The sequence below is a fragment of the Haloarcula halobia genome, from assembly GCF_029338255.1.
GTDB lineage: Archaea > Halobacteriota > Halobacteria > Halobacteriales > Haloarculaceae > Haloarcula > Haloarcula halobia.
Map to the genome: position 1 here is coordinate 57114 of NZ_CP119788.1, position 16755 is coordinate 73868.

Annotated in this window: 14 protein-coding genes; 4 read left to right on the plus strand and 10 right to left on the minus strand. The window is 51.4% G+C overall.

All coding sequences use genetic code 11. From position 1 onward, the window contains the following. Positions 1-15: 15 nt before the first annotated feature. The 4 genes from P1K88_RS17945 to P1K88_RS17960 all read right to left on the minus strand — a co-directional run bounded on the left by P1K88_RS17945 (position 16) and on the right by P1K88_RS17960 (position 4193). Complete coding sequence (locus P1K88_RS17945) at positions 16-1368, minus strand: sulfatase (RefSeq protein WP_276414250.1); 1353 nt, start codon at positions 1366-1368, stop codon at positions 16-18. 54 nt (positions 1369-1422) lie between these two features. After that, positions 1423-2379, minus strand: a complete 957-nt coding sequence (locus P1K88_RS17950; protein ID WP_276414251.1) for a lysylphosphatidylglycerol synthase transmembrane domain-containing protein — start codon at positions 2377-2379, stop codon at positions 1423-1425. Between the two features lie 189 nt (positions 2380-2568). Then, positions 2569-3369 (minus strand): methionyl-tRNA formyltransferase, encoded by an 801-nt coding sequence (locus P1K88_RS17955; protein ID WP_276414252.1) that lies wholly within the window; start codon positions 3367-3369, stop codon positions 2569-2571. Then, positions 3366-4193, minus strand: coding sequence for a polysaccharide deacetylase family protein (locus P1K88_RS17960; protein ID WP_276414253.1), 828 nt, complete (start codon positions 4191-4193; stop codon positions 3366-3368). The genes P1K88_RS17955 and P1K88_RS17960 overlap by 4 nt, the downstream gene beginning before the upstream one ends. 169 nt (positions 4194-4362) lie before the next feature. Between P1K88_RS17960 and P1K88_RS17965 the strand changes: the two genes are divergently transcribed. The 4 genes from P1K88_RS17965 to P1K88_RS17980 are packed head-to-tail and all read left to right on the plus strand — an operon-like array spanning position 4363 to position 8729. Next, the gene (locus P1K88_RS17965) at positions 4363-5181 is read left to right on the plus strand and encodes a glycosyltransferase family 2 protein (RefSeq protein WP_276414254.1); all 819 of its coding nucleotides are present in this window, start codon (positions 4363-4365) and stop codon (positions 5179-5181) included. A gap of 19 nt (positions 5182-5200) precedes the next feature. Continuing rightward, positions 5201-6121 carry a polysaccharide deacetylase family protein gene (locus P1K88_RS17970; RefSeq protein WP_276414255.1) on the plus strand — a complete coding sequence of 307 codons (921 nt, stop codon included), beginning with the start codon at positions 5201-5203 and terminating at the stop codon, positions 6119-6121. Positions 6122-6125: 4 nt separating this feature from the next. Beyond that, complete coding sequence (locus P1K88_RS17975) at positions 6126-7172, plus strand: glycosyltransferase family 4 protein (RefSeq protein WP_276414256.1); 1047 nt, start codon at positions 6126-6128, stop codon at positions 7170-7172. A 24-nt stretch (positions 7173-7196) separates the two neighbouring features. Continuing rightward, entirely contained in the window at positions 7197-8729 is a 1533-nt protein-coding gene (locus tag P1K88_RS17980) for an alkaline phosphatase family protein (RefSeq protein WP_276414257.1), read from the plus strand. 60 nt (positions 8730-8789) lie between these two features. On the opposite strand, the gene P1K88_RS17985 is transcribed toward P1K88_RS17980, so the two are convergent. The 6 genes from P1K88_RS17985 to P1K88_RS18005 form a co-directional block, all read right to left on the minus strand. Further along, complete coding sequence (locus P1K88_RS17985; protein ID WP_276414175.1) at positions 8790-8978, minus strand: hypothetical protein; 189 nt, start codon at positions 8976-8978, stop codon at positions 8790-8792. 37 nt (positions 8979-9015) lie between these two features. Further along, positions 9016-9780 carry a polysaccharide deacetylase family protein gene (locus tag P1K88_RS18540; protein WP_379786821.1) on the minus strand — a complete coding sequence of 255 codons (765 nt, stop codon included), beginning with the start codon at positions 9778-9780 and terminating at the stop codon, positions 9016-9018. A 394-nt stretch (positions 9781-10174) separates the two neighbouring features. Beyond that, complete coding sequence (locus tag P1K88_RS17990) at positions 10175-11041, minus strand: FkbM family methyltransferase (RefSeq protein ID WP_276414176.1); 867 nt, start codon at positions 11039-11041, stop codon at positions 10175-10177. Positions 11042-11245: 204 nt separating this feature from the next. Next, positions 11246-12517, minus strand: coding sequence for a hypothetical protein (locus tag P1K88_RS17995; RefSeq protein ID WP_276414177.1), 1272 nt, complete (start codon positions 12515-12517; stop codon positions 11246-11248). Between the two features lie 319 nt (positions 12518-12836). After that, on the minus strand, positions 12837-13967 hold the full coding sequence (locus P1K88_RS18000; protein ID WP_276414178.1) for a glycosyltransferase family 4 protein: 1131 nt from the start codon (positions 13965-13967) through the stop codon (positions 12837-12839). A 963-nt stretch (positions 13968-14930) separates the two neighbouring features. Then, positions 14931-16166 carry an RNA-guided endonuclease InsQ/TnpB family protein gene (locus P1K88_RS18005; RefSeq protein WP_276414179.1) on the minus strand — a complete coding sequence of 412 codons (1236 nt, stop codon included), beginning with the start codon at positions 16164-16166 and terminating at the stop codon, positions 14931-14933. Positions 16167-16755 lie beyond the last annotated feature (589 nt).

Consider the following 16755-nt stretch of genomic DNA (forward strand, 5'->3'; position numbering starts at 1 on the left):
TACAGGTATCCTGTCCTATGGATCGTTGAGGTAGCCTAAATCCTTGAGCCGCTCCTCAACTTCGTTTGAAACGTCTATCTCTGCGGATCGTGTTCGGATCCGTTCTCGGTGTGACTGCACCTGCCGCCGTAATTCCGTTAATATTCCCGAATCGACTGTCGACGGAGATATCTCTGACGCAGATAGACCGACCTCGTGTAGTCCCGAACGGCCGCGTATGTCGTCTACCTCGTATCGGTACTCTGCTGAGCGGACACTAACCATAGCTTTGCCACGGCGGAATTCCTCTCCGATCACGAACGAACGGGGCAGATTTTTCACTGAGTAACCACGATAAGCGTCGTTAATCGGTTCGTCTAGCAAGTGGTGTATTAGCGGCGGAATATCAATGAGACTGACTAACCCGTCTCGCCGCTCTTGGAGGAGCGATGTTGCGTTGGAGACGACAAGTGGGACATGAAGTAGTTCGTCATACAAGCGCGGTGGTTTGTCGTACTCCCCGTGTTCGCCGTAGAGTTCGCCGTGGTCTGATGTGAGCACGACAGCGGTTTCCTCAAGGGCGTCCCTGGCAGCGATCTCGTCCAAAAGCCTGTTTACTTCGTCGTCGAGGTATGCTATCGAGGCGCGGTACAACTGACGCAACAATGTCACATCTCGGGTTGTGAGTTCGGAATAGTTGTCCACAAATCGCGAATACACCGCCGCAACTCGGTCAAGGTCGACATTGTCGGAAACGTCTTGAGTCCGTCGGTACTTGAGCGGGGGGAAACATGGATGGTGGGCGTCCATAAAGTGTGTCCAACAAAAAAACGGCTCTTCACAGTCGTCAATGAACGAGACGGTTTCGTCAACGTGGGTACTCGCCGGGCGATACGGGCGGGACTGTCCCGTCGCGGCCGAATAGGCCCCTTTCAACAATCGTGTAATAGGAAAGTATCCATCAAGCGTATTGAGGAATCCGCGTGGCCGCTCAATGCCATCTGGAAACATCTTGGCTCCTTTTCGACTGATCAGTGACTGATGATCATGGAACGTTTGGAACCCGGTGTCGTAGTTGAAAGCTCGCGACAGAAACGGATTCGACGTGAACCCGGCGGTCGCGTACCCACGGTCAGCAAGGGTTTCCGCAAGAAACGGGCGGTCTGGACTCATTGTCGGATAATCTTCGTCAGAGAGCGCGTAAGTGCCGGTCATAAGCGCCGGGAAAGACGTTCTCGTGGTCGGTCCCGTCGCGAACGCATTCGAGAAGGAGACACCATCGGCGTCACGGAGTCGGTCGAACGAGGTGAGGTGAGAGCGAGTGTTTGTGGAAAGAAACGGGGGGCCACGGAGAGAGTCGATGGTGAGAAGTAAGACGTTCTTTGCCATTGTCGATTGGTTTGTCGCTGCGTAGAGTAAGGGTTTCGACGGAGATCGAGCAGCTCAACGGAAGAGGGCCCAGCGAGCGAGAAAGATGAGAAGACCGATTAGTCCCATCCAGAACACGCCGAAAGTCCGTTGGAGAAGTGAAAGAGAAATTGCGGTAGGGTATGCAACACCACTCGCGACGAGAATGCCCACACCAACGGTTTCGCTCGGCCCGATACCCGCAGGCGTAATCGGGAGGACCGAGACGAGACTCATCCCGGAGATTAGTGCAAGTGCGACCAGAAATCCCGGGGACACGCCGATTGAACGGCCGACGGCGACGAACACTACCCCCGTCAAGAGCCACCGACTAACGGTCGTTATGAAGAGGACAGCGAGTGTGGTAGTCGAGAGGGCGTCTGCTACGCTGAAAGCTGCTTCGAGTTGGTTGGACAACGGTCCGGGAATCCACTCGGCGACTCGCTGACGCACTAACCAAAACACAACGATTACCGTGACGATGGCCACGAAAGTTCCTATAGCCACGATGAATGATCGCGTCTGCAGGAACGCGCCAGACGTGATTAGAGCGAAGCTAGTGGTAAACAGGAGCAACGCAATGAAAAAATCTGCTGCCCGTTCGACAGCCACGAGACTCAATAGTTCCGCGTGGTTTCGAACATCGAAGTAGCGTTCAGTCACTTTCGAACGAGAGAAGTCACCCAAGTTCGCAGGAAGCACCTTGTTAAGTCCGAGCGAGATAGCGACGATTTCAAACGTTGCTCCCACGTCAGGGTTGTACCCGATGGACCGTTGAAGCTGGAGCCATCGATACGTCGCGGGGAAATAGCCGAGGGTGAAGATCACGAATGCGACACCGTACCAGCCCAGTTCGACGCTTTCGAGCGTATTGAGAATCGCCCCCGTGTCGGCGACGACAACGAGTACGGAGATAAGCGCCAACCCGATGCCCAGCGAGACGGCGCGTCTGATGGTAGTCAAGTCAGACCGGAGGAACTCAGGAAAACTCATACCACTGTCTCGTTGGTTTTGCTATCGAGACCGGTGATATGAAGATACCGGTGATAACACAGAACTCTGCCGAATCGGGTCGTACTAACGGCAGTTCGGACCGGAGATTGCAGCGATTGTAGGATGGTGGCCGACCGATGCGAATGTTTCGCGGAAGATGGTCGACCGGTAGTACGACCGTCCCGCCAGTCAATAGAATCGGTTACCTCGTTCCCGAAAGTCTTGGACATCATCCCTTTCGGGCAGTGAATAGTACGACCCCTTCTCAGTTTCCATCGGTATAGGATTCACCGTTCCATTGCGGATGTGAGCCAAGGCCTCGCTAAGCACCGCCGCACCCTCAGTCGCGACCCGTTCGTTTAGCGTGTGGACGGTGTCGTCAGGTTCGATCGGTACTGGTCTTTGGAGGATGATATCACCCGAATCCAGCTCTTCGTCCATGTAGTGGACGGTGATCCCGGTCCGATCTTCATCATGGTATAGTGACCAAAAGCTCGGTGAAACGCCGCGATAGGCAGGGAGAAGTGAGGAGTGGACGTTGATACAACCGTGTGACGGGATATCCAACAGTTCGGTTTCGAATCGTTGTGTCGCCGCAACCGAAACAACTACGTCCGGATCTATCTCCCGAACGGTCTCGAGGAACGCTGGTTCGCCGATGTCGTCTTTAGCCATGTACGGAACATCGTGGCGACTAGCGAGTGTCTTCGGCGAGTACGCTTCACCGCGGCCGGTGATGCGGGCGTAGATATCGAGCAACAAAAATGTGAAATAAAATCGGACTTGTTTACCAAAAATAAGTGGCCCGAAATGGCGGAATAGCTTCGCAGCGAACGTGATAATGTGTTCGCCTCCCAGCGTCGCAGGCGTGGCAGCGATACCACGGATACGAACCTGATCGCTCTCGAAGATGTCAGTCAAAAATGCTGGAACATAGTAGTACTCCCGAACGGTAACAACGTATACATCAAGTGGGTCATCGCTCGTCATAGCGGGCGTTCACTATCGATTTCGATATAAAGTTTTGAAAGTTTTTCAAATTCATATCCTTGGGATTCGAAGGCAGCGAGCATAGACCGGAGGATAGCTGGACCCGAATCTCGATTGCGACCATAAATGAACCTAGCGGGGTGGGAAAGCTGCCGGTGCGTGCTTGGCAAGGCATAATCGTGAAGGTGCATGTCGAAGACGATGGTTTCAGGCGGATTATGTCGCAGGAGAGTTTGAATCGGCCGGCCCAGCAGTTTGAGATAAGAGAGGGAATACGGAACGGGGAGTGCCGAGGAATACACAGTAAATGGGATTTCGAGCAAGCCGGATATATGCCGGAACGGCTGCTGTGGGCATTCAAGATTATTGAAACGCCCGGGAAACAATGATGGAAACAGGCTGGCGTCAAAGTCTACGTCGTAATCGTCGAGAACACTGTAATCTTCTGGTCTGATCGTCCCGTTCGGCAAGCGGTAGCCGAGCGGGTCGGTTGCGAATCGGGACCGGATTTCTTCGACACTCCGAGCCACTTCGAATTCGAGGTCAGCTTGGTCCCGTGGTGGATGTGTGTGAGAGTGGGGATGGACTTCGACTGGAACGGGGGGATCCATCAGAGACTGGACGACATTTGGGGCGGCATCAACGAGTTCCGTCTGAAGAAACACCGTCAGCGGTACATCAAGCGTTGTCAAATCCGAAAGGAGGGTATCGAGGTCATGTGCCGCCTCATAGGTGTTTGTGGTGAGTGCAGTGCCAAAGTCACATTCTAAGTCTAGAGTCACGTAGCATCGTTTCTCCGAAGAACCATCCTGAGAATACGTCACGATTGCGCTGTGTAGAGTATCGGTGGAAATAAGCGTTTGTGGTTTGCTCCTGCGGCGTCCAGACTTGATAGCACCGCATTGGAAGCGCGTGGACCAGTGGAAGTCCGACCAGGAATAGTGTCCCAATCAAAGAGTTGATACTGGGTGGTCTGTAACGTTCGGGCGATTGATGTCCACACCGCTTCTCTCGGTGATTACCCCGTCTTACAACCAAGCGGAGTTCATAGAGGATAACCTTCGGTCAGTCCGCGGTCTTAACGGGGCTATCGAACACATTGTGGTCGACGGTGACTCCGACGACGAGACGGTATCGATACTCAGGGAGTACGAAAACGAATACAATCTCCGCTGGGTCTCGGAACCCGACGATGGGCAATCGCATGCCGTTAACAAAGGCTTGGAGATGGCTAATGGTGAGTACGTCGGATGGCTAAACGCTGACGATTATTATCTATCAGGTGCAAATAAACTCCTTAATGCCACCAAAGACCAATCGGATGCTATAGATGTGTTTTACGGTGACTTCGTTTTCGTAGATATCGATGGACAAGAACTCAGCAAAAAGTACCACGCGAATCCCTCCCAGTTTGTCCACAAGTACTGGCAGAACTACACAGCCAATCACTGCTCTTTCATCAGGCGGTCAGTGTTCAAGGAACTCGGGGGACTGCGGGAGGATTTGGAGTACGTAATGGATGTTGAGCTCCTTTGGCGCATCCTCGAAGAAGACTACGAACAGCGCCACGTCCCGCATTTTATCGCGGCCCGACGGATTCACGACGACGCGAAAACCGTCGGCGAATCTACACATAAGAATGAACAGGAAAAAGAACTCCTCCGAGACATGTACGGCTATTCGCTTATCGATCGGTTTGTCCCGCGAAAGGCCCTAACTCTGCTGGCTATCTGTTTGCAGACGATACTGTTCGCTAGTCAGTCCCGATGGGAGGCCATCGAAAACGTTGTCGACACGCTCAAATCCCGGTGATACATACGCGCTAACGAATATGGGACAGGACGGGGCCGTCGTAGTCTCACTGGATTTCGAACTGGCTTGGGGCACGCATGGCCTCGATATCGACAACGATCTCGAAGCCGAGCAACAGTATCGGAACGTCAAGCAGTTGCTTGACCTCTTCAATCGGTACGACGCACCGGCAACTTGGGCCGTTGTCGGGCATCTCATGCTGAACTCCTGTGATGGAAGTCATACCAGCCTACCTCGCCCGGACGGTCAACTCGGCCATCGGTGGTACGACGAGGACCCCGGTACTGACTCTGATGATGCCCCGTTATATTACGCCCCAGATCTCGTCGAGGCAATTGCTTCTACCGAGATATCCCACGAACTCGGGTGTCATACGTTTTCACACTTGCTGTGCTCGGAGGCAAGCGAAGTGGTACTGAACGCGGAACTCGAACAGTGTCGAACGCTTTTACAATCACATGGACAAGAATTGCAATCACTCGTCTACCCCCGAAACGAACTAGCCCATCTCGACACTGTCGCGGATGCAGGAATCAAAGTGATCCGAGACGTTAGTTCCGAATACATACTCAGGCACCGTCGGGTCGGTGGTCGTTACCGACGCTATGCGCGGTTCATCACGCGCCGCCCATACACGCCTGTTGTTCCGGAACCCATCCAAGAGGATTGTTGGCGACTACCGGCATCAATGTACCTCCCTTTCAATCCGCTTTCGCCCACCGTCAACGATATGTTCGCAACCCACCCGAGAGTCGTGCGTGCACAGAAGTCGATAGACGCCGCAGCTCGGGAGTCGGGAATTTTTCATGTCTGGGCACATCCACAGAACTTCGACGACCGCCTCTTTAGAGATCTCGAATCAATTCTCGCGTACGCGAATCGGCAGGAGGTACCCGTTCTGACCATGCACGAAGCCACGCGTAGATATGTCGGGGAGTGAATGAATGTCTAAACGCATCTGTCTGTTCGTCGGCTCCGCAACCGCATTCAACGTTCGCCAAACGTTACAAGGAATCGGTCAAGCGCTTGAATCAACGGTTGATCTCGATCTCGTTACGACTAGCGAAGAGTTAACAACGGACCTCGCGTCACTCTACGACGTCTATGGGACAGGTCAGCCTGCCTCACTCCAAGGACGCGTGAGAGCTCTCGAGACGTATCTGACAACGCACCGGCCGGCCTGCATGATGAACGTCTCTCGACCGCCGATACAGGGGAACATCACCGGTGTGCTCGCCCGTTGGCATGGCGTCCCGTTCATATATCGCTACAGCGGCGACCGATTCCACGTCCACAGACTGGCCACCACGCTGGGACGGCAGGCGAAATGGTACGCACTGAACAACATTGTTGGGTACGTCCCACTCCGACTAGCAAGCCATTATGTCGCACTTGGTCCCGTCGGAAAGCGTCGGTTAGAAAATCAGGGCGTCCCGTCGAAGGCTATCACGATACTGCCACCACCAGTCGATCCCGAGCGGTTCAGCCCCACTGGACCGGTCGCGAACCTAGACCACCCACCCAATCGGAAGGTCGTGCTCTTCGTTGGCCGACGGAGTCGATTGAAAGGAATCGACACCATAGAACAGGTGATTCCCGAAATCCTCGGTCGACGTTCCGACCTGCAGTTCGTTTTCGTCGGTGGCGGACGAGATCTCGATACTTCCGTCGCGAATTGTGATCACGTTACAGTCGTCGGGCCAGTCCCACCAGCGGAGATGCCGTCATATTATCGGGCAGCTGACGTTCTCATCCATCCATCGCTCACCGAGAGTTTCGGCCGTGTCCTCGTGGAAGCGTTACTTTGTGGTACACCGGTAGTGGCTCGACGCGCTGGCGAATTGCCTTCGATCACGTCGAATCTCATCTCGACGCCCGAAGAGCTGATCGACACTCTCTGTCAGCTAGAGGAACTTACTGTCGACAATCCGGCCCGCTTCACTCCCGAAGAACTCAAGCCGAGATATGCCGAGTTTTTCGAGCGATTTTAACCTTCGGTCCACAGAGTGTGAATCATGAATGCAGAGCGCACCGTTGTTGTGGGATTAGACGGTGCTGGATTCGATCTCCTCGACTCGTGGCTTGAAGAAGGGAAACTGCCGACAATCGCGCGTGTGATGGATTCGGGTGTTCGTGGCCAACTCGAATCGGTTTTACCACCGGTTACATCGCCGAATTGGAAGGCGTACGCGACAGGTAAGAACCCCGGAAAGATTGGTATTTACTGGTGGGAGAACATCGACGTCGCGAATCGTCGGGTGTACTATCCATCCGAACGAAAGCAGACTAACACGGAGTACTGGGAGATACTCGCCAACGAATCAGATGTCGGCGTAATCGGTGTTCCGACGACATACCCACCCAAACGCGTGGGATCATTTTTTGTCTCCGGGGCCCCAGATGCCGAAGAAACTGGATACACGCATCCACCCGAACTCGAGTCCGAACTTGAGTCCGAATTAGGATACCGCGTACTTAAACAAAACCGCATCAAGGACGACACAAATGCCGCCGCGGAAGAGATTCTCGACCTCATCGACCTCAGATTCAAGGCCGCCAAGTATCTCGACCGGCAGTACAACGTGGACTTTCTCCAAATCGCGACGTTCTATCTCAACTCGCTACATCACTACCTATGGGACGACGACTACACGCTCGAGGCTTGGCAGTTGATCGACAATCACCTCGCGGACTTCGTCGACGACGAGACGAACATCATCCTGATGAGCGATCATGGTTCGAATCCAATCGGTACAGTTTTTTATATCAACACGTGGCTTGCTGAGAACGGCTACCTCGAACTGACGCGCGACTCACCGGGGTTTCTGTATAAATTCGGGATACAGAAGGATAGGCTCGCGCGTGTGTTCAACCGTCTTGGAGTCAAACAAGCGGCCAAGCGTATGGCACCGCAGTCGCTCCTCAATCGAATCCCGGACGAAGAGGGTATCTTCAAACGCGAGCAGAAGACGAACAAGATAGATTGGGAACAGTCAACGGCAGTAGCGAGTGGTCAGGGACCGATTTATCTGACCATGGATCCTGACGACCCCGAGCGTGAAATCGTTAGAGAAGAACTGAAAACGAAACTGGGTGAACTCACGGACCCGGAGCTGCGACAGATTGCGACCGAAATCGTCGACGGTCGCGACGCCTACAACGGCGAATACATCGATGAATCGCCAGACATAGTTATTGACCAAGCTGCTGGTGTCCACATCCCAGGTGGGATCGGAAAGGAAGAAGTGTTCACCATACCAACCGAGGAGGGATGGAAGGCTGAAAACAGGCGGTACGGGCTCTTCGCTGCGTCCGGTCCTGATATGGGGACGGGAACCGTCGACGGCCTCTCTATCCTCGATCTCGCACCGACGCTGTTGCATCTGCACGGCTGTCCGGTTCCAAGCTCTATGGACGGCCAAGTCGTGACAGACATATTTGATCCCCAATCGAAAGCTGTGTCAAAGGCAATCAACCGGCAAGCCGAAACACTTCAAGCACAGGAACTGAAGCGAGTTCGGCAGATAGCCCGGCGTCTCGACTTATAATTGAGAAATTAGTATCCTCGTCGACTACTGTGCGGAGCAGATCTGACTGACAGATGCTAACTAGTCGAGATAGCCGAGGTCTGAGAGCCGGTCAGTGACCGACCCGTCTGCTGTGTCAGTTTCCAATTCATTGAGTACGGTCCGGAGTATTTCCTTGCTATACTCTTCGGTTGATTCAAACTCATGTTCGTCGGCCCGGCGGGCCAGCCGATTGTAGATATCGTCGTCAATCTGAACTACCAATTCCATAAATTGAGTTAAGGAGAGTATCTACAAATCCATTTCGTCACGCGAGTGGCACCGAGGTGTCGCCAACGGTTGTCGGTCGTGTGCGACTCGCAAGTCTATTAACGTACGAAGCAATCCGAGAACGAAGGGTGGCTGATTGGAGATCGTAATCATGGCAGCTTATCATTGCGTACTGGCTATCCGACACGAGCGAACGCCAGGTTGCGAAGTAAAAGGGAAGAATTGCTACTCTCCGGGCGAGAAACGCATCAGCGTGGAGAGGTACGGCATCGAAGTTCCACGGCGTCGGGATGGCCGACAGAAGCCGGTTCCAGTAGACGGTCAGTGGCGCCTCGATCACGCCGTGTTCCCGGTATGGGTTCATTGGTTGCTGTGGTTTGAGCGACGCATCGTGCGTAAAACCGTGTTCACCAAGGACCGCAAGGAGGCGGTCAGTATACTCCCACCGTCCGGCACGGAAGACTTTGGGTCGAATTCCCAGCGTATCCTCAAATGTGGTAAGCGCTTCGTTCACTAGCGCATCAATCTCTGCACGTCCGTACGTGGTCAACCAGTCCGCAGTTTTGTCAGCAGATTCATCTCGGCCATTGTCCAGCCGTGTGGGATGTATATGGAGTCCGACTTCATGTTGAGACCGACACCAATATTCAACGACTCTAGGTCGGCTTCGAACGACATCTGGGGTCACAAACAAGGTCACTGCAATGTCCAGATGGCGAAGGAACTCTTGAGTCTGGTCTACACACTGATAGATTCGGGCATTCGGATGCCCTTCGACATCAATAGTCATAATTGACCTCATAATACTAAGAATAACGTACTAGCCGAAACTCTGGGACCTTACCGCTACTGATGCGGTGTGGGTATTTAAACCCGGCGTGACTCTAAAATTTAACACTCTAGAACCGCTTGTCAGTGTGTTTAAATAGACTATCTACAGCTAAAGACATATTATATCATTTGAGTGTCGCGTCTCTATACCCACTGGTGTGAATAGGCTCAGGTGATCGGCATACTCCGCTAGGTTTGATTGTTGGATTAGAGTTTGATTGCTGTATATGAGTATCGTTTTCGATCCCCTCAAATCCACACTAAGCCACTGCTTTCACGCGGTTCCCTGACAAATTAACGAGTGGTGCTAGAGATTTATTGCTAAGAACTATTATTGAGAAAAACGAGCAGAGATGCTCCTGATATTAACTAGGTGTCTTCCGATATACATAGTCTCGTAGCCCATTCGCTCCCCAAGAATCATCAAGAGAGGTACCAGTGAACCCTAAGTCAGTGAGTAATGCGTTCACTTGTTCGAAATTATTTTTCCCAATCTCAACTAGTATCGTCACGCTCTCCGAGGCCTCTAAAGTCTTTACCATTCCTTGGAGAGCCTCCAATTCCTGGCGACCGATGTCTACTTTCACGTAGTCAACGGATTGAAATCCATGTTGTTCAAGAACCTTATCCACAGTTACCGCTTCCACAGGTATACTACCGTCTGGATTTATATGAGCGGCTTTAGGATGGTCCCAGTCTGGTTTCGGTTTTAGATCCCATCCGACTAACCACATTTCCTGATTTTTATTGTATGTGGCCGCATTGAGCGTGGTAATATTGGAGAAGTTATTCAGTTCAGCATTCTTTTTTAACGCATTGTAATGATCTGGCACAGCCTCAAAAGCAAACACGTGACCCTGTTCACCCACCTTCTGTGCGCTCGGGAGAGCATATTTTCCTACGTGTGCACCCATATCTACAACAATGTCACCCTCATCGGGAGCAAATATATCAAAAGCATCACTCTCTGGGTTAAGTAACCAGATCTCTATTTGTCCTTTTCTTGCCAAGAATAAACATCCGCGATAGCTTATGAGCATATCTCGAGGCATCAATTCTCTATAGAGGTCAGTGAATTTATTCGACAGACCCACGTCAGTGACTACTGACCAAAGTACTGCAAGGGGCAAAGAGAGGCATATTAAGATAATATTAATGATTGCATCAGTAGTTCTTGGGAACCGAGAAGTGGAAATTAATCCTCGAAGACTTCTTAGCTTGTCTGCTATCACAAGATACCTGATTAGTGTTGTGGGGTTAAAACTAGCCCAAGCACAGAGGTAAAACTATAACAATCGTTAATGGCGATAGATTTGAATATCAACGGTCGAAAGCCCAGCCGTGTCAACGTCGACGGTAGTCGGATATTCATATCAACTGACACCAAATCCCCTGTCGGGAGACGAATATCCCTTCATCGCATAAGCTGATGTCTCTCAGTCGCGGTATGAGAGAGAAATAACAAGAGAACCCAGTCCGAGGAATACCCAATTCAATGCGTGTACGATAGGTAATGTGAAAAAGTTAATGAGCACATTTGTTAAGAGCGTCAGTGCAAGGCCGAGGGCGAGTGTCCGGTCAAATGAGTTTGTGAAATTTTGCCACGCCTGATAGAGGTACTTGCCCGCAGCTGTGTACATCAGCATATAGCTCACAAGTCCAATAGATCCAGTTGACGTGACAACGAAACCGAACACGCTGTGCGTGGCAGGCGGTTTTCCGCTACACCGACTACACCAGTCAGGCGGAACGAGGTCGAGGAAGATCGAATTGTTAAGACCTAGCCCGAACAGTGGGTGTTCTATCCATATGAGAACAGACCAGTACAGTCTCATCAACCGAACACCTATCGAACCGCTCACAGTACCACCGAAGAATAGAAGTCCGAAAACGGCGCGAGCGAATTTGATTATACGATATGCTGGCGTGTAGAGGATAGCGAATCCCTCGGCGAACACGAATATCAGGGCGACTCCGACAGCAACACCGATTCCGAGCTTCACAGCGATCTTCCGAAACTGACGGTCAATCAATGTCCCGAGACCCACAAGGGCGCCGATAACTAAGTAACCACCCAGCGAGACGATGAGCAGGTAGTTCAGCCAAATGAATCCTATGAATAGAGAGTTCATTCGGTCCCGCTTGAACATTAAGACCGTCCCATGGCCCCTGTAATACACGACAGTAAAGAAGACGTAGGCAGGTAAGACGAATGCCGAATAGTGCGTGGGTTCGTGGAAGAATGAAGTGGGGCGCGGATATCCCCACAGAACGGCTATTTTGGTCTTGAAGCCACCGAGTTGAAGCGCCCCGAAAGGGAGCCCTAGGTTTAGCGCGAATACCTGGTAAAATCCGTAAAGAGATACGAATATAACGGTGAACAGCCACACTCGAAAGACGACAAGTAACTCCTTCCGTGTGGCGTTGAACGACCCAATAGCGAAGTAAAGCCCTACACCTAAGACGATCTGGATTGCGATTGTTACCGACTGAGTCAGTGGATAAGGTTGGAAGATGTCAAGAATTAATCTACCTATCATAATCCCAAGAAATGACAAGACTGCCAAGTCAAGCCAGTTGAGCGTAATCCGGTGGTGTCTAATCAAGACTTTGGCAAAGAATGCCAAAAGTATTATAATAAAGAGCCGATGGAGAAGAAAAATATCATGGCCAGCGACCACGAGAAAATTGACCTGCGATGTCGCCATCGAGATGATCACCAGCAACAGAAGAACGAAGTACGTCAGTCGGACATCATCGGCTAGTTGGCGGGCTAATCGAGGCATCGTTTGAACAGAATCGAGTTATATATAATAGAACTCACGAACATCCCATCTCTGTAGACACTGGCGAATTGTTTCATTGAGCAAGTGTAATATGCTTCGGTTTTTCTGCCGTGTCGAATCGCGATTTAATCGAAACATGTCATTACATATTGAGATTGATGAGGCTAGATTCCAAAGTTATAGGTAGCGTATTTATTTATCCAAACGTACGAGCGAGAATAGAATCTAAACAAGTTGAAAGTCAGACATACCTCGAAAGTTCAGCAAGGAAATCATCGGTAAACCGTGTCATACTGTATCGAGAAACAATATCGGTATCGACGTGTAGACTGCAGTTCATGCTCGTCTTGCGGATTGTTTTGGCTAAATTGTTTAGCGTATCAGAATGAAGGTTAGGATGGGTAATCTGATTGAGGACACCCACTGGTGTCGTAAAGACCGGGCGTCCTAATGCTAGCGCTTCGAGGGCGACAGAACAGTATGACTCGGCTTCGGAGGTGACTACCAGTCCGTCAGCGCACGCGATATACTGGAGCGCTTTGGCGGGTGGCACCTCGCCAGTAAGTGTAACTCGGTTTTCCAAGCCCCGTTCCACGACAGCGCGTTGGATCGCATCGCGAAGGGGACCATCGCCGACTATCACGAGGTGGAAATCGTCGTCAAGTTCAGTTAGTATCTCCAGCGTTGCCAGTGGTCGTTTAATCGGAACGAGGCGGCCGACAAAAGCGAGGACACACCCGTCGCTCGGTACCGAGAGCTCCTCTCTGTGTTTGGTTTGTGAACTTGCAGCTGTGTCCCGTATCAGTTCTCCGTCAACGATACCGTGGACGATGCGGACATTACAGTCAGTGGCAGATTGCACGTAGGACTTGACGGAGTGAGATCGGCAGAGAATTAGTTCGGCGTGGAACAGACGAATATTGGCTTTGGCTAGCAAGAGGCGTACATGCGAGTGGCGGTCGGGATGAACGATCGGCGAATATCCGATGAAGTTCGTTGCTTTGACTCCGAGGAGGCGCTGTAAAACCCACGCCATCCAGTGCATCGAATTCGATGTCGAGACGATCACGTCGGGGTCAATATCCGAACGATGCAGGGTCCAGAGGGTGGCAAAGAAAAACAGCGGCGATAATAACAGTCTTGACATGGTTGATGTCGAAGAAAGCCCATCAGTCCCCGGGAGACGTAATGACGCCGGTCGTTCGATGCGAACACCTTTAATTATCTCCGAATCAGGGAGGTCATCTCGTTGCGGTGTGAACGCCGTAACATCGTGACCAGCGGTAACGGCACCGGTACAGAACTCCCACCTCGTTCGAGCGCCGCCACTGACACTTGGATAGAACTCCTCGGCAAGAAGTAGAATGCGCATAGCTACTCGGTCAGAGGTATCGGTGAGCCAGATATACGTGCAACATCGTCAAATCCGTCTACTATAGTGGAATCCATCACAGCAGGTATCGAAGAGCATTGGATTTTTGTCTTGTGGATTCAGGATGTGTATAAAGTCGAGTTCCATTAGTATGGAAAATATCATATGACAAATTTTGACACTGTATAGGAATAGTTAGGGCTAGTACTTAGACATAAGGTCGACAATAAGATATTGACAATAAGATAGTACCTCCAGAGACCACTATTTCAAATCGAATTTATCGCTTGCATCTATTGATTTTCGATTTTTGATTCTGTCGCAATCAATTGTGCCGTTAGAATTCCGGAGTACTAACTCGAGAACCGACCTCCACATCTGTTTCATTATTATCGAGTCCCAAGTATCGCCACATCTGAACCGGCAGAGTCGCTCGACTCCGTCGTTCATTGAAGACGTCCATAGGACTGTCTCGAACGGTTCAATGTGACCTGGTCTCGCTCGCCGGACGCAGTACTCGAATGTTTCCAAATCGCCATTGAACGGTGTTGGCCAAGAAACTCGTCGAACGGGATTGGCCTCCAAATCGGTCGAAGGCTACAGTTAGAACACACAGAACATAGCGGAGGCGAAGCAAATTCTCTATCAGGACTTCGCTGTCTATCTCGGACAGGACATTCAGTACGCTGTCGTCGACGACGAGTACGTTCGTGAGAACGGGCCGTGTTGGCCCATAAGGAGATCAAGACGTGCGATCCCTGGTAGTAAAAAGCCACTCGTACAGTGGTAGAGAATCTCCTCTCTGCTTAGTTGGGGATGCACAGACATCCAACAACAAGTCTCAGAGGTTCGTGAACCAAAGTTAACCGACTCCCTGATGATGATGATGAGCGGCGAGTGATTATTATCAACCCCACGATCACAAATCCCTCCCCCGTCATCGATGTGTGAATCGCCCCGGAGTCAAGCTTCGAGGCTTCCTGCTTCGATGACGCGCTTTGCAGACACCTCTCGAAAGTCATCAGTGTCCGTAGGGAGCGCGGTCTCCACAGGCTTTTCTTCGGACCATCCCAGCCCTAGCTCAGCAAAGCCACGTTGTAAGACGTTCATCGCTGCGTTCGCGTCCCTGTCCGTCTTGAACCCACATGACGGACAAGAATGTTCTCGCACCCACAACGGTTTCTTTGTCTCTACACCACAAGAGGCACACTCTTTCGTCGTACCACTGGCTTCGACCTGCACCACATGCGTACCGTACAGGTCGCCCTTGTATTCGAGCAAGGTGATGAACTGTCGCCACGCGGCATCCTGCTTGTTCCGAGCGTTCCCCGCATCCTGAAGCATTCCCGTGACGTTGAGGTCTTCGACGAACACGGCGTCGTATTCTCGGACGACCCATGTGGTGATCTTGTGCTGGTAGTCCAGCACTTTCCGCCTGATGTGCCGCTTGATTGTAACCACTTTTCGACGTTGCGTCTCGTAGTTGTTCGATCCTTTCTCCTTGCGAGACAGCTTGCGTTGTTCACGCCGGAGTCGTTCGTACTCTTCTTCGAGGTCAAGCCAGTCCACAGTCGTACCGTCCGAGGTGTGGATATAGTTGCGGATTCCGAGGTCGATCCCGACGCTGTTGCTCGCATTGAGAGAGTTCACGTCTGGTTCCTCAGGCAGGTCCGCATCGTCCATTTCTAGTCCAAAAGAGACGAACCAGTCACCAGTCATTTCTTTTTTGACAGTGACTTCTTTGATCTCAACATTGGTGGGAATCTCTCGATGGTATCGGATTTTAATCTCTCCGATTTTGGAAAGCCAGAGCGTCGCACGTCGGCCACTCGTGTTTTTGAGTTCGAAGCCGGACTGCGAGTACGTCATACTCTGGAACTCCGTTGGAGACTTCCATTTGAGTTTCCCGACCTTGTTCCCGTTTTGTTTCTGCTCGGAAAGTCTGTTGAGGTTCTGGTAGAACCGCGTGACTGTTCGTTGCAGAGCTTTTGAGTTGACTTTTGAGAAGACGAGAAACTCGTCTTTCCAACCAGGAAGTCGGTAGTGGTGTTTGTACGCGGTGCCGATATTGTCGGCGTCCACGTGTTCGTATTCGTACAGGGTGTAGTTGTACGCTTGACGATGAATGTCGATATGGTATTCCAGTCTCTCCGCTACCCCTTGTGTCGGATAAGCATGGTAACGGTGACTGTACTCCATCGCAGTCTTTTGATGTGTGATGTGTTAACTTAATGGTTTGTACCACAGCCTGCCGGATTCAACCCTGAAATCAAGGCTTGAGACATTCTCTTACGCCGGCTGTTTAAACGAACCCCCTACACCCCGTGTGCGATGTGAAATGCAAAAGCTAAATCAACTCAACGGCGCCCACGAAAAGAAAGTACTGTAACGACCCAGTACGTCGAACTTGTCGATCGGATCTGAAAGGAATGGGTGTCAACACCCCCACCCCACTGCTTCCGCTGTTAGGGACAGAACAGACAGCACCACCCCCATGTGAGGGGGTGCCTTGTTGTTCAGTGAAAAACAGTATACGGATGCTGTTTTTCGTACAGGTACTTGAACTTAATTGCTAGTGCTAGAAATATACCAGACTGTAGTAGCATCAATTACAGCCGGTGGTACAGCACTAACAGCGGAAGTAGTGGGGTGGGTGTCCCCTACCTTTCCAGTATAATCCAAAATCTGCTAACAGCGGAAGTGGTGGGGTCGAGAGTATATAAACAATGGATAACAGCGGAAGCAGCGGAACTAAAGGTTAAGTCCCCTCGGGTAACACCATAATCTG